Raw genomic sequence first — 14705 nt, forward strand, 5'->3', positions numbered from 1 at the left:
AATTTGCCCTACCCCGTATTCCGCAAGCCCGCCGAAATCCCGTTGATCGTCAGCTGGATCCCGCGCAGCACCTGCTCGTCGGGGTTCTGCGCGCGGTGCTCTCTCAAGAGCTCGACCTGCACGTGGTTGAGCGGATCGAGATAGGGGAAGCGGTGGCGCACGGAGCGCTCCAGCAGCGGGTTGCCCTGGAGCAGCCGGTCCTGGCCCATGATGTCGAGCAGCGTCTCGATGCAGGAATGCCATTCGCGGCGGATGCGGCCAAAGATTTTTTCGCGCAAGGCCTCGTCCGGCACCAGTTCGGCATAGCGCGAGGCGATCGCGATCGAGCTCTTGGCCAGCACCATGTCCATGTTCGACAGCAGCATGCGGAAGAACGGCCATTCCTGGTAGAGCTCTTTCAGGAACGGCATGCCCTGCTCTGGATGCTCCGCGATCCACTGCTCGACCGCGCTGCCGAAGCCGTACCAGCCCGGCAGCATCAGGCGACATTGCGCCCAGGAGAACACCCAGGGAATCGCGCGCAGATCCTCGATCGCGCGGGTCTTTTTGCGCGAAGCCGGACGGCTGCCGATGTTGAGCGTGGCGATCTCGTTGATGACGGTGGACGACCAGAAGTACTCGACGAAGCCTTCGGTCTCGTAGACGAGGCCGCGATAGGCCTTGAAGGCGAGGTTCGAGAGTTCGTCCATCGCGGTCAGATATTCGCGGCGCGGCGCGCTCTGGCGCGGATGCAGCAGACTTGCCTCCAGCGTCGCCGCGGCGAGGATTTCCAGATTGTTGCGGCCGACCTCGGTGTTGGAATATTTCGACGAGATGATCTCGCCCTGCTCGGTGATGCGGATCTGGCCGTTCACCGCGCCGCCGGGCTGCGCGATGATGGCGTCATAGCTCGGCCCGCCGCCGCGCCCCACCGAGCCGCCGCGGCCGTGGAACAGGCGTAAGCGCACGTGGTGCCGCTCGAACACTTCGACGAGGCCGATCTCGGCCTTGTAGAGCTCCCAGCCCGAGGTGACGAAGCCGCCGTCCTTGTTGCTGTCGGAGTACCCAAGCATGACCTCCTGCACGCTGCCGCGGCTGTCGACGAGCCGGCGGTAATCGTGCAACGACAGCATGCGGTCCATGATGCTGCTCGAAGCCTGCAAATCCTCGATGGTCTCGAACAGCGGCACGATGTTGATGGCGCTGCGGCCGGAGGGATGGACGAGGCCGACCTCCTTCAGGAGCACGGCGACCTCGAGCATGTCCGACATGCCCTTGCACATCGAGATGATGCATTGAGGAATGGCGTCCGAGCCGAATTTCGCATGCGCTTCCGCGGCGGCATGGAACACGTTGAGCTCGCCCATCGTCTCGTCGCTGTATTTGACGAAGGGCGAGACCAGCGCGCGCGTCGAGCGCAATTCGTTGGTCAGCAGCGAGATGCGAGCGTCCTCGCCAAGCGCGAGATAGGACATGCCGGGATTGGCGGCGTCGATCAACTCGGCGATGGTGCGCTCGTGGACGGCCGAGTTCTGGCGAATGTCGAGCCGGGCCAGGTGAAAGCCGAAGCAATCCACCGCGCGGCGCAAGAGCCGCAGCCGGCCGCGCGCGATGACGCGGGCGTTGTTGGAGATCAGCGAGCGATGCAGCACGTCGAGATCGGCTAGCAGCTCCCTGACGCTCTCGTAAGGCGCCGCTTTGCCGACAGGCCGGCGCGTGATCTCGACTTCGAGCTTTTCGGCCGTCGCGGTGAGGCGGGCATAGATGCCTGAGACTGCCAGGCGATAGGGCTCGCCGCTCCGGTGCGGCGAGGTGTCCGGCGAACGCTCCGCAAGCGTGCGCAGCTCCTCGGAGACGTCGGCGAGATGGGCTGCGATCGACAGCTCCGCGCCGAGCACGTGCAGCTCGTTGAGATAGAACTGCATCACCCGGCTCGACTGCAGCCGCAGCGTGCCGCGCATCACGTCGGCGGTGACGAAGGGATTGCCGTCGCGGTCGCCGCCGATCCAGCTGCCCATGCGCAGGAACGAGGCAAGGTCGCCGGCCGCCTGCTCGCCGCTCTCCTCCAGCCGATCCTCCAGCGCGTTGATGAGCCGCGGCACCTCGCGCAGGAAGGTGTAGTCGTAGAACGACAGGCCGTTGGCGACCTCATCCAGCACGGTGAGCTTGGTCCGGCGCAAGAGGTTGGTCTGCCACAGCGTCAGCACCTCGCGGCGGAGCTGCTCGTCGCTGGCAGCCGCCTCCTCCGCGGTCAGTGCAACCCGCTCGCGGCGATCGAGCAGGGCTGCGATCTCCATCTCGCGGTCCATGGTGCTCTTGCGGCGGACCTCGGTCGGATGCGCGGTCAACACCGGGCTGACCAGCGCGGTCTTGAAGAAGTTGCGGAGCTGGTCGGGACCAATGCCCGCCGCCTTGGCGTGCGCCAGTGTCTCCGCCAGCACGCCGGAGCCGCCATTCTTGGCCGCCGCGCGCGCGCGCATCTGACGGATGTTGTTCTGGTCCTCGGCGATGTTGGCAAGGTGCGAGAAATAGCTGAAGGCGCGGACGATCCGCACCGTCTCGGAGGTCGACATGCTGTCGAGGATCTGCTCGAGCTCGCGGCGGGCGAGCCGGTCCTCGTCGCGGTGGAACCTGATCGAGGTCTGCCTGATGCGCTCGACCAGGTCGAACACGTCGGCGCCCTCCTGGTCGCGCACGGTGTCGCCCAGAATGCGCCCGAGCAGGCGGATATCGTCCCGCAGCCGGGCATCGGCCTCCATCGCCTGGACATCCTCAGGGCGGTTGGGGCGCTGCTCAGTGCTGTCGGATGGTACGGTCTGGAGGGACATGGCTCGCTCCCCTGCTCGCGCCCTTGGCGGCCCGGTCCGGCGGAGTGTGCGATACTTTTCTACCGCAGTGCAAGATGAAGTTGGGGCGACGCACCGTGGATCGGAGTGCGACGTCCTCGTGTCCCGGACAAGCAGCAACGCCTTCGAGCGTTGCTGCGCCGAGCGGGGACCCAGGAGCCTCAGAGCACATCGCCGCAATGGGCCCCGGCTCTGCAGCGCACCACGCCGCGAAGGCGCGGCGCACTGCGCTGCGTCCGGGGCACGAGAAAATAGCTAGTCGTATAATAAGCATGCCTTCGCGGTCTCGCGGCGCAGGCGCCCGAAGTTTTGCTTTCCGTTTCGCCCTCATCGAGAAGCAAGGGCGCAGGGAAGGCCGGGCGCCAGCCGGCACCCAAGGTCCGCACGCGACAAGACGCACGCGGGGTGACCACAGGTGATGCCGGAACATCCGGGCCTTCCCTGCGCAATGGTTTTACGGCTTATGGCGCGCTCTCCCCGGGGAGCGATGCACTATTGCCCCAGTCGCCTTGCGGATCACTGATGCGCGCACCCGGTCGGGCCGCTTCACCACCGCAAGCCTTGACGCACAGACCCCGGGCGTCAGGACCACACGCTTTTGCCGTCCGCGGACGTCTCTCCCGGACTGTCGGAAGCTCGCGCGTGCTCGCCCCCAATGCCGAAAAGCAACGTTGAGACCACACCGTGTCGTGCCGCGGATCGCGATGGCTCACGGGTTTGCCCGCCCTGCCATCCCGTCACGCGCCGGCGCTGCCGCGTCCATCGCATCCTGGCCTACATATCGTGACGATCGCGAAACGTCCCTTTGACGAGCCGGGATGTGCTGCGGTTTACCCGAAACAGCGAATTCGGTCAATCAGAATATTTGCACTCCCGCCACTTGACCTGCATTGGCGTGTTTTGCCCGTCGGGCAACGCGAGGCATGGTGTGCGCCGCATCGCCTGGCCGCGTCCCGCCGCAGCCAAAGGCGCCCCCGGCGTCTGGTTTGCCACCGACAGCCAGCGCAACAAACGAATGGAGGTTCGTCGCCGAAGGGTCAAAGAGCTGACGTCTCGACCATGTCCAATTCCAGCGCTTGCCACCGCCAGAAAGCAAGATGACAACTTGCGGCGATGGTGGCAGAATGATGACAGACGTGGTTTGAAGACTTGGCGACCAAGAACAACGAAGAGAATAGTTCGCCGCGGTCACGTTGTCCAAGGGAGGAGATGGCTCATGAAACGCATGTTTCTGGGACTGGTCGCCGTTGCCCTGATCGCTTCGGCGTTTGTCGTATCCACCACAACAGTCATGGCGCAGACGAAGGTGTTGAAGATGCAGGCCACATGGCCGGCGTCGCTCACGCTCTATGACAACTTCACCTATTTCGTCGATCGAGTGAACAAGCTGTCAGCCGGCGCGCTGAAGATCGAGGCGATGCCCGCCGGCCAGGTCGTGCCGGCGTTCGAGGTGCTGGACGCAACCAACAAGAAGGTGCTCGACGGAGCGCATGCGTGGGCCGGCTACTGGACCGGCAAGAACAAGACCGCGATCCTGTTCACCGGCGGTCCCGGCGGCACCTTCGGCATGGACTTCATGGACGTGATGGGTTGGCTCTATCACGGCGGCGGCCTCGAGCTTTACAACGAGTTTTATCAGAAGGAGCTCAAGCTCAACCTCGTCGTGTTTCCAATCCTGCCTGCAGGGCCGCAGGCGTTCGGCTGGTTCAAGAAGCCGATCCAGACGGTCGAGGACATGAAGGGCATGAAATGCCGCCAGACCGGCATGGCCGGCGAAGTGTGGCAGGCGCTCGGCTTCACGGTGGTCAACATGCCGGGCGGAGAAATCATTCCCTCCGCGCAACGCGGCGTGATCGATTGCGCCGAATGGGTCGGCGGCATCGAGGACATGCAGCTCGGCTTCCACAACGTCTGGAAGTATCACTATTCACCCGGCTTGCATGAGAACGTGACGGTCGGCGAGCTCGTCATCAACGGCGATGTGTGGAAGGAGCTCAGCCCGCAACATCAGGAGATCATCAAGTCGGCGGCCAACGAGACATTCCTCGTCTGGTGGACCAAGTGGCAGCGCCAGAACGCCGATGCGCTGATTGAGATGCAGCAGAAGCACGGCGTACAGATTCTCCGCACGCCGACGGAGATCCTGCTGGCCTTCATCAAGAAGTGGGACGAGATCGCGACCGCCGAGGGCGCCAGGAACCCGTTCTTCAAGAAGGTGCACGACTCGCAGAAGGCGTATGCCAGCGCTGTGGTCCCGTACAAGAGGTCTTACTTCCCGCCATACTCCTTCATGGCGAACTACTACTTCCCAACCGAGAAATAGGACTTCCTCCGAGGGCGGCCGATTTGACCGCCCTCAATTCGCACGCAGGCGGCCTGCTTTGCGCCGCACGAATGATCGGCGAAAGGGGCGAGGCATGGCTGAGATAACAGGCGGGCAGCCACCGGCGCTTCTGGCTATCATCAGGATGATCGACGGCTTCACCGACCGGACCGGCACGATCATCTCGTGGCTCTCGGTGCCGCTGGTTCTCGCCGTCGCCTATGAGGTTGGGGCGCGTTACCTGTTCAACGCGCCGACCATATGGGCCTACGACGCAACCTACATGCTCTACGGCTCGCTCTTCATGCTTGGCGCCGCTTACGCGCTGCACAAGGGTGCTCATATCCGTACCGACTTCTTCTGGGAGAAGTTCTCGATCCGTAGGAAGGGCTGGATCGATACGATCTCCTATGTCGTCTTCTTCTTCCCGAGCCTGATCATGCTGTTCCTGATCAGCTGGAACGAATTTCACTACGCCTGGCTGATCAACGAGACTTCGGACCAGACTCCCTGGCGGCCCGTGCTGTGGCCGTTCAAATTCGTCGTGCCGCTCGCCTGCCTCCTGCTGCTGGTCCAGGGCGTGTCCGAGTTGATCAAGAGCATCTACATGGCGCGCACCGGCGTCGAGCTGGAGCATAAGGAGAAAGTCGAGATATGACCGCAGAAGCGCTCATCGGCCTCATCATGCTGCTGGTGCTGCTGGGCGCGATCTTCATCGGTGTGCCGATCTCGTTCACGTTGCTGTTTCTCGCCTTCTCGTTCGGCTACTGGGGCATGGGCGGGACGGTCTTCGAGCTTGGTTACTTCCAGACCATCGGCATGATGAAGGAAGAACTTCTCGCCGCCGTACCGCTGTTCATCTTCATGGGCTTCATCACCGAGCAGGCGGGACTCATGGAGCGCCTTTTTACGGCGTTCCGCATGCTGCTTGCGCCGGTGCGCGGCGCACTCTTCCTCGTCGTCATCCTGACCTCGACCGTGTTCGCGATGGCGACAGGCATCGTCGGCGCAGCCGTCACCGTTCTTGGCATCATGGCATCGCCGATCATGACGAAGGCGGGCTATGATGCCAAGCTTTCAGCGGGCACCATCACGGCGGGCGGCACGCTCGGTATTCTCATTCCCCCGTCGGTCATGCTGATCGTGATGGGGCCGGTGCTCGGGGTTTCGGTCGCCGATCTCTATGCTGCAGCCTTCGGACCGGGCTTTCTGCTGGCCGGCGTCTACATCATCTATCTGATGGGCCGCTCCTTCATCAATCCCAAGCTCGGGCCGCCAGTGCCAAAGGATGAGCGGATCTACTCCGCTGGATACATTGCACGCGAGGTGGCCGTCGGAACGCTGCCGCTGCTCGGGCTCATCACGGCGACGCTCGGCTCGATCATCGGGGGGCTTGCGACGCCGACGGAGGCCGCCGGCATCGGCAGCGTCGGCGCGCTGATCCTGGCCATCGCATATCGCAGGTTCTCGCTCAGCGGACTGCAACGGGCGCTGATCTCGACGATGGCGACGTCGAGCATGGTCCTCCTGCTGGCGGTCACGTCGAACATTTTCGGTGCGGTGTTCGCCCGCCTTGGCTCAGCGAACTGGATCACCGAGACGATGCTCAGCCTGCAGTTGCCGCCGAGCCTCATGCTGATTGTCGTGCTCCTTCTCATTTTCCTGCTGGGGTGGCCGTTTGAGTGGCCGGCCATCATCCTGGTGTTTCTGCCGATCTTCTATCCTGTCGTGAAAGGCATGGGCATCGACCTCATATGGTTCGGAGCGTTGGTTGCGGTGGTGCTGCAGACCGCCTTCCTGTCGCCGCCCGTCGCCATGTCAGCGTACTATCTCAAGCAGGTGGTCAAGGGCTGGAGTCTCGGAACGATCTACGCTGGCATGTTCCAGTTCATGGTGCTGCAGGTGATCTGCGTTGGCCTGATGATTGCCTTCCCCGGCATTGCGACCTGGTTCCCGCACACGCTGCATGAAGCATCTCGCAGCCAGGTGATCCCGGAGGAGTACAGAAAAATCCTGGAACAGCAGAAACAAGCACCGTCCCTGGAAGACGAGGACTGGTTGACACCAAAAAAGAAGTAGCGCGCGCGATTGAGTCCGCGACGGCGCCACACGGCTCCGCTCTGCCGCCGAGCGCCGATGTTGAGGCAACGTCCTAAGCCGGCACGATCACCTTGCCGATCGGCCAGAGCGCGATGCCGGCGAGCTTCAGATGGGCCCAGGCGAAGGGGATGCCGATGATGGTGACGGCGAGAACGAGCGCGGTCAGGAGGTGACCGAGCGCCAGCCACCAGCCAGCGAGCACGAACCAGATGATGTTGCCGATCACCCCGAGCGGGCCGGTGCCGATATCCTCGACGCCGGTGACATCGTAGCGGTTGACCGCCCGGGAGCCGAACGGCAGCAGCGTGTAGACGGCGATGTTGAACGCCGCCCGCGCCCAGGGCAGGCCGATGATGGTGATCGCCATGACAACGGCCGCGATCAGCCAGCCGAACGCCATCCAGGCGCCGCCGATGAGGATCCAGAGGATGTTGAGAAGGATGGAAACGGGGGCCATGGGATGATCCGGAGGTGGATGATCCCATTCATATAGGCTCGGAATTTGTTCGTGCCAGGACGCTTCCAGCGCGCGGGGCGTAGCCCGGATGGAGCGAAGCGTAATCCGGGATGATCTTTCCAGGGCGAGAGATCCCGGATTACGCTTCGCTCCATCCGGGCTACGAAGTAGCTAGATCTTCCGGCCCGCCTGCTCCCAATAGGGATCGCGCAGGCGGCGCTTGAAGATTTTTCCGGAATCTTCGCGCGGCAGGCCGGTGCGGATCTCGATGTGCTTGGGCACCTTGTAGTCGGCCAGATGCGCCTTCAGCGCGGCGCGGACATCGGAAGCAGCGAGCGTGACCCCGGGTTGCGGCTCCACCACCGCCATCAGCGCCTCGCCGAACTCGGCGTCGGGGATGCCGAACACGGCGCAATCATGCACGCCGGGCACCGCATGCAGCACGGATTCGATCTCGGCCGGGTAGATGTTGACGCCGCCTGATATCACCATGTCGCGCTTGCGGTCGCAGATGAAGACGTAGCCGTCTTCATCGATATAGCCGACGTCGCCGGAGGTGATGAAGCCGTCGCGGTCGATCTCGGCGCGCTTCTCCGGCTTGTTGTGATAGGTGAAATCGGCCATCTCGGCCATGCGCGAATAGATCTCGCCGATCTCGCCGACCCCGAGCACGCTTCCATCCTCGCCGATGAAGCGCAGCTCGGCGCCGGGCGAGATCCTGCCGACGGTGCCGGGCTTCTTCAGCGCGTCCTCCGACGTCGCGAAGGTCACGGCGCTGGATTCGGTCGAGCCGTAGAACTCGTAGATCACCGGCCCCCACCATTCGATCATGGCGCGCTTGACGTCGGCCGGGCACGGCGCGGCGGCGTGGATGACGTGGCGGAGCGAGGAGACGTCGTACGTCCTGCGCACCTCCTCGGGCAGCTTCATCAGGCGGATGAACATGGTCGGCACCATGAAGATGGTGTCGATCTTGTAGTGCTCGATCGCCTGCAGGAATTCCTCCGCCTCGAAGCGCGGCATCAGCACCAGCACCCCGCCGAGCTTGCCGGCGCGGATGCCGAACGAGTTCGGCGCGGAATGATAGAGCGGCCCCGGCAGCAATGCGCGGGCGCCGGGCTTGAGCCCATAGATCATCGCACGCATGCGCTCACCGGCAGCCTGCTGCTCCGGCGTCGGCGCGTTGCGGCGGACGCCCTTGGGATGGCCTGTCGTGCCCGACGTGTAGATCATGTTCATGGGCTGCGGCACGATCGGGCCGTCATAGGGCGGGTGTTGCGCGAGCCAGGCTTCGAAATCGATCGCGAAGTCCGGCGTCTTCAGATGATCGGGATCGATCTTGTAGTTGGAGCGGATTTCCGGCGGCGTCGGCACGCTGAGCACGGTGACTCCCTCAGGAATCGCATCGCGCAAACCGTGCAGCATGTCGGCATGAGCGATCAGCACGGCGGCGCCGGAATCCTTCAGGATGTAGGTGATCTCCTCCGGTTTGAAGTGCCAGTTGATCGGCACGCCATAGGCGCCCAGCCGCATCGCGGCGTAGGCGGCTTCCAGGAAGGCGATGTCGTTGCGCATCAGCATGCAGACGCAATCGCCTTGGCGGACGCCGATCTTGGCGAGGCCGGAGGCGATGCGGTCGGCGCGCTCAGTGACCTCGCCGTGAGAGCGGCGGCGCTCGCCGGAGACGATGCCGAGGAAGGGGGACGTTTGGCTCATTGTTGTTTTTCTTTGTTGTTGTTTGTGCCGTCATTCCGGGTCGATGCGCAGCATCGAACCCGGAATCCATTTCACAGCGAACGATGCGGCTCGATGGATTCCGGGCCTGCGCCTACGGCGCATCCCGGAATGACCCAAAGCTAATCCGCAAAATTCGGCGCGCGCTTTTCCAGATTGGCGCGCACGGCCTCGGTCTGGTTGGGGCTGCCGATCAGCTTCTGCTGCTCGACGGATTCGGCGAGCAGCGCCGGGCCCGGATCGACCGAGAGATTGTTCAGCATCCGCTTGGCCGCGCGGATCGCATCGGGGCTTTTCCCTGCGATCTCGCGCGCGACATCAAGCGCTGCAGCGCGCGGATCGTCGCAGATGCGCGTGGCGAGGCCGTAAGCCAGCGCCTCCTGCGCCGAGAAGATCCGCCCGGTGTAGGTGAGATCGCGCAGGATGTCATCGCGCACCAGCGAGGCCAGGATCGGCGTGCCAGCCATGTCGGGCACGAGGCCCCATTTGATCTCCATGATCGACATGCGCGCATCCGAGCTGAGAAAGCGCATGTCGGCGCCGAGCGAGAGCTGGAAGCCGCCGCCGAAGGCGACGCCATGCACGGCCGCGATCACGGGCATCGGAAGCTGACGCCAGCCCCACACCGCCTGTTGCGCGAAGTTGGCCTTGCCATAGGTCCGCACCGTGAGATCGCGATTTTCGCCACCCGGAATTCCGTTGCCGCCCTTCTCCTTCATGGCGGCAAAACGCCCCATGTCCAATCCAGCGCAGAAGGCACGGCCTTCGCCCGAGAGCACGACGGCGCGCACGCCCTTCTCCTTCGAAAGCCGGTCGGTTGCGGCGACGAGGGCCTCGAACATGGGCTGATCCAGCGCGTTCATCTTGTCGGCGCGCACCAGGCGCACGTCGGCAACGCCTTCCGAGATCGAGATCGAGACGCGATCTTCCATGGACGAATTCTCCCCTAGTTCTTGCCTGTTCTTGTTCAGTGCCGCTTTACAGGACGCCGGCGGCCGGATTTAGTCAATCGACCAATTAACTGACAATCCCTACGGGGGAAACAGCCATGTTCAAGGAAAATCTTCTGGCCGGCCGGCGCATTCTCGTGACCGGCGGCGGCACCGGTCTCGGCAAATCGATGGCGGCGCGCTTTCTCCAGCTCGGCGCCGAGGTGCACATTTGCGGTCGGCGCAAGATCGTGTGCGACGAGACCGCAACCGAGCTGATGGATCTGTATGGCGGCCGCGTCACCAGCCACGGCGTCGACATCCGCAACGCGCTTGCGGTCGAGGAGATGATCGAGAGCATCTTCCGCGATGGCCCCCTCACCGACCTCATCAACAATGCCGCGGGCAATTTCATCTCTCGGACCGAGGAGCTCTCGCCGCGCGGCTTCGATGCGGTCGCCAACATCGTCATGCACGGCACGTTCTACGTGACACATGCGGTCGGCAAGCGCTGGATCGCCTTGAAGCAGCCCGGCAACGTCGTCTCGATCACCACGACCTGGGTGCGCAACGGCTCGCCTTACGTGGTGCCCTCGGCGATGAGCAAGTCGGCGATCCACGCCATGACGATGTCGCTTGCCACCGAATGGGGACGACACGGCATCCGCCTCAACACCATCGCCCCGGGCGAAATCCCGACCGAGGGCATGAGCAAGCGCATCAAGCCCGGTGACGAAGCCGGCGCGCGCACCAGGGCGATGAACCCGATGGGCCGGGTCGGCACCATGGAGGAACTGCAGAACGTGGCCGTGTTCCTGATCTCCGGCGGCTGCGACTGGATCAACGGCGAGACCATCGCCATGGACGGCGCCTAGGCGCTCGCCATGGGCGGCAACTTCTACCAGCTCCGCGACTGGAGCGACGACGACTGGAAGACCGCGCGCGAGAGCATCATGGCGCAGAACGAGAAGGACCGCGCGAAGCGGGGATGACGGCGCATTGCAAATGCGCGGACATGTAAGGGGCTGACGTTTTCACCACGCCCCCAGTTGTCGTCCCCGCCTAGTGCGCAAAGCGCACGGGGGCGGGGACCCATAACCACAGGGAGCAGTCGTGGCGCGAGACAGGTAACTGCGTGTCTTCGCCAAACAACTTCCTGTGGCTATGGGTCCGGATCTGCGCGCGCTTGAGGCGCGCGCTTGTCCGGGACGACAGCGGAGCCCATCTTGTCTTCACCGGCGGATGACGCCACACTCCCGGGCATAAAAACAAACGCCTGCGGGAGAAACATGTCCATACAGAAACTGGCGAACCTCGCCGACATGGTGCGCGAGCGTGCAAAGAGCCGCGGCAGCGCCATCGCCTATGAATTCGAGGGCCGCACCACCATCTTCGCCGAGTTCGACATCAAGACCAACAAGGTGGCGAACGCGCTCCTCGCAATGGGCGTGAAGAAGGGCGACCGCATCGCCTATCTCGGCAAGAACAGCGACATCTATTTCGAGCTCCTGATGGGGGCGATGAAGACAGGCGTCGTGATGGCGCCGGTGAACTGGCGGCTGGCAGGGCCCGAGGTCGCCTTCATCGTCTCGGATTGCAGGGCGCCGGTGCTGTTCGTCGGGCCGGAGTTCATCACTCAAGTGCGCCAGATCCGGGAGCAGATACCAAGCGTGCGCACCGTCATCACCACCGAGGGCGGCGCGCCGGAATGGCCGGATTTTACGGCATGGCGCGATGCGCAGAGCGGCGATGATCCGAAGGTGCCGATCGACACCACGGACATCGCGATCCAGCTCTACACGTCGGGCACGACGGGCAAGCCGAAGGGCGCGATGTTGTCGCATGCCAACTTCCTCAACCTGGTGCAATCCGGCAATGCCGAGGACAAGCCGGAGTGGAACCGGTGGTCGACCGACGATGTCTCGCTGGTGGCGATGCCGATCTTTCACATCGGCGGTTCGGGGTGGGGCGTCATGGGGCTCTATCACGGCGCCCGCGGCGTGATCGCGCGCGAGTTCGACCCGACCAAGGTTTTGGATTTCTTCGAGCAGTCGGGCATCACAAAACTGTTCATGGTGCCGGCGGCGATGCAGTTCGTGGTGCGGCAGCCACGCGCCAGGACGGTCGACTTCTCGCGGCTGAAATACATGCTGTACGGCGCCTCGCCGATTCCCGCAGCGCTGCTGAAGGAATGCATCGAGGTCTTCAAATGCGGCTTCGTGCAGCTCTACGGCATGACCGAGACCACCGGCACCATCGTCGCGCTGCCGCCGGAGGATCACGTCGAGGGGCTGGAGCGGATGCGCTCGGCCGGCAAGGCGCTGCCGGGCGTCGAGATCGCGATCCTGGATCCGGACGGCAAGCCGCTGCCGCCGCGGCAGGTCGGCGAAATCGCAACGCGCTCGGGCTCCAACATGGCCGGCTACTGGAACCTGCCGGAGGCGACCGCATCCACGCTGCGCAGCGACGGCTGGCTGCGCACCGGCGATGCCGGCTACATGGACGAGGACGGCTATCTCTACATCCACGACCGCATCAAGGACATGATCATCTCCGGCGGCGAGAACATCTATCCGGCCGAGGTCGAGAGCGCTCTGTGCGACCACCCCGATGTCGCGGAAGCCGCCGTGATCGGCGTGCCTGACGACAAATGGGGCGAAGCCGTGAAGGCGATCGTGGTGATGAAGCCGGGCAAGCAGGCGACTGCCACCGAGATCATCAACTTCACCCGGACGCGCATCGCCGGCTACAAGACGCCGAAGAGCGTGGAATTCCTGCCTGCGCTGCCGAGGAATCCGTCAGGCAAGATCCTGCGGCGGCAGCTGCGCGAGCCGTATTGGGCGGGGAAGGATCGGCGGGTGAATTGATCCGCGGTGCCGTAGGGTGGGTTAGCCGTAGGCGTAACCCACCTCTTTGCAATCCACGCGGATGGCGCTGGTGGGTTACGCCCTGCGATCGCGCTTCGCGCAATCGCAGCGCTAACCCACCCTACGATAGCAGTGCGAGCCTCTAATGCTTCCCCGGCCCCATATAGCCGAATAAGAACCCCGCCACTTTCCGCATCTGGATCTCCTCGCTGCCTTCGGTGATCCGATAACGGCGATGGTGGCGATAGATGTGCTCGAACGGCTTGTGGCGTGAATAGCCCATGCCGCCATGGACCTGCATAGCGCGGTCGGCGGCCTCGCAGCAGAGGCGGTTTGCCCAATAATTGCACATCGAGACCCGGTCGGACAGGGTGCGCTCGATTTGCTCCTCATTGAGCTGGTCCATCTCCCAGGCGGTCTTGCGGATCAAGAGGCGCAGCATCTCGGCTTGGGTCGCAAGCTCGACCAGCGGGAACTGGATCGCCTGGTTCTCGGCCAGCGCCTTGCCGAACGGTTTGCGCTCACGCGCGTATTTCACACTCTCGTTGATGCAGTAGACCGCGGCGCCGAGCGAGCTTGCCGCCTGGCGAATGCGGTTCTGGTGCACGAAGCATTGCGCCAGCGACAGGCCGCGGCCGACCTCGCCAAACAGCGCATCCTCCGGCACGAACACGTCGGTGAAGCTGACGCGCGGATGATCGGTCGGCATGTTGAAGGTCCACATGTACTCCTCGACCCTGACGCCGGGGCTCTTGGCCGGCACCAAGAAGCAGGTGATGCCGCGGGCATCGCCATCGTTGCCGCTGGTGCGCGCGAACAGCGCGCAGTGCGTGGCGACGTGCATGCCTGTCGTCCACATCTTCTCGCCGTTGATGATCCAGCCCTTGACGTTGTCGCGCGTGGCTGCCACCGCGCGCGTCTCCATGTGGGTGGCATCCGATCCGTGATGCGGCTCGGTCAGGCCAAAGGTGATGCGGTACTTGCCCCTGATCGAGCCGTCGATCATCGCCTTCTGGTCGTCGCGGCCGTAGCGGTCGAGCATGGTGACGACGGGGAAGTTGCCGACGATCGAATGCTCGTTCTGGAGGTCGTTGTGCAGGCCGAGACCCTTTGCGGCAAAATGCTCGCGGATCACGGCCATCCAGAGGTTGGAGCCGTCCTTGCCGCCATATTGCTTCGGCACAGGAAAGCGCAAATGCCCGGCGGCATCCGCAAGATCCTTGGCCTTGCGCAGCAGCGCCTCCCATTCGTGACGCGGCAGGCCGCCATTGTCGAAATCGGTGCGCGCCCATTCGCGGCGATGGTCGAAGAAGCGGATGTTGTCGTCGGCCTGTTCCAGCGGCTTGATCTCGCGTTCGATGAAACGGTCGAGCTCTCCGAGATAGGCGACGAGATCGGCAGGCAATGAGAAATCCACAGGTTCTCTCCCGGATTGATTTTATCGTTTTGCGTTAAGGCGCTGGGCGCATT

9 protein-coding genes and 1 pseudogene are annotated in these 14705 nt (G+C 63.7%); 5 read left to right on the forward strand and 5 right to left on the reverse strand.

Translation table 11 applies throughout. The features are described from left to right. Nucleotides 1-8: 8 nt before the first annotated feature. The gene (gene ppc, locus I6F31_RS00435) at nt 9-2807 is read right to left on the reverse strand and encodes a phosphoenolpyruvate carboxylase (protein ID WP_074447500.1); all 2799 of its coding nucleotides are present in this window, start codon (nt 2805-2807) and stop codon (nt 9-11) included. A 1234-nt stretch (nt 2808-4041) separates the two neighbouring features. Here ppc and I6F31_RS00440 point away from each other — a divergent pair. The 3 genes from I6F31_RS00440 to I6F31_RS00450 all read left to right on the forward strand — a co-directional run bounded on the left by I6F31_RS00440 (nt 4042) and on the right by I6F31_RS00450 (nt 7227). Next, nucleotides 4042-5148 carry a TRAP transporter substrate-binding protein gene (locus I6F31_RS00440; RefSeq protein WP_225184523.1) on the forward strand — a complete coding sequence of 369 codons (1107 nt, stop codon included), beginning with the start codon at nt 4042-4044 and terminating at the stop codon, nt 5146-5148. 94 nt (nt 5149-5242) lie between these two features. After that, nucleotides 5243-5806: a TRAP transporter small permease subunit gene (locus I6F31_RS00445; protein WP_085968941.1), complete on the forward strand. Its 564-nt coding sequence runs from the start codon at nt 5243-5245 to the stop codon at nt 5804-5806. Next, on the forward strand, nt 5803-7227 hold the full coding sequence (locus I6F31_RS00450) for a TRAP transporter large permease subunit (RefSeq protein ID WP_225146072.1): 1425 nt from the start codon (nt 5803-5805) through the stop codon (nt 7225-7227). The genes I6F31_RS00445 and I6F31_RS00450 overlap by 4 nt, the downstream gene beginning before the upstream one ends. 73 nt (nt 7228-7300) lie before the next feature. On the opposite strand, the gene I6F31_RS00455 is transcribed toward I6F31_RS00450, so the two are convergent. The 3 genes from I6F31_RS00455 to I6F31_RS00465 form a co-directional block, all read right to left on the reverse strand. Further along, nucleotides 7301-7705 carry a YccF domain-containing protein gene (locus I6F31_RS00455; RefSeq protein WP_036023017.1) on the reverse strand — a complete coding sequence of 135 codons (405 nt, stop codon included), beginning with the start codon at nt 7703-7705 and terminating at the stop codon, nt 7301-7303. A gap of 171 nt (nt 7706-7876) precedes the next feature. Further along, on the reverse strand, nt 7877-9421 hold the full coding sequence (locus tag I6F31_RS00460) for an acyl-CoA synthetase (RefSeq protein ID WP_225146073.1): 1545 nt from the start codon (nt 9419-9421) through the stop codon (nt 7877-7879). Between the two features lie 140 nt (nt 9422-9561). Next, complete coding sequence (locus I6F31_RS00465; RefSeq protein ID WP_109144462.1) at nt 9562-10371, reverse strand: crotonase/enoyl-CoA hydratase family protein; 810 nt, start codon at nt 10369-10371, stop codon at nt 9562-9564. A 116-nt stretch (nt 10372-10487) separates the two neighbouring features. Here I6F31_RS00465 and I6F31_RS00470 point away from each other — a divergent pair. After that, nucleotides 10488-11360: pseudogene (locus I6F31_RS00470) on the forward strand (SDR family oxidoreductase). A 297-nt stretch (nt 11361-11657) separates the two neighbouring features. Beyond that, entirely contained in the window at nt 11658-13235 is a 1578-nt protein-coding gene (locus tag I6F31_RS00475; RefSeq protein WP_225146074.1) for a fatty acid--CoA ligase, read from the forward strand. A gap of 142 nt (nt 13236-13377) precedes the next feature. On the opposite strand, the gene I6F31_RS00480 is transcribed toward I6F31_RS00475, so the two are convergent. Next, nucleotides 13378-14652: an acyl-CoA dehydrogenase family protein gene (locus tag I6F31_RS00480; RefSeq protein WP_225143812.1), complete on the reverse strand. Its 1275-nt coding sequence runs from the start codon at nt 14650-14652 to the stop codon at nt 13378-13380. Nucleotides 14653-14705 lie beyond the last annotated feature (53 nt).

Origin of the sequence: Bradyrhizobium sp. NBAIM01, assembly GCF_020194115.1 — a bacterium.
Lineage (GTDB): Bacteria > Pseudomonadota > Alphaproteobacteria > Rhizobiales > Xanthobacteraceae > Bradyrhizobium > Bradyrhizobium yuanmingense.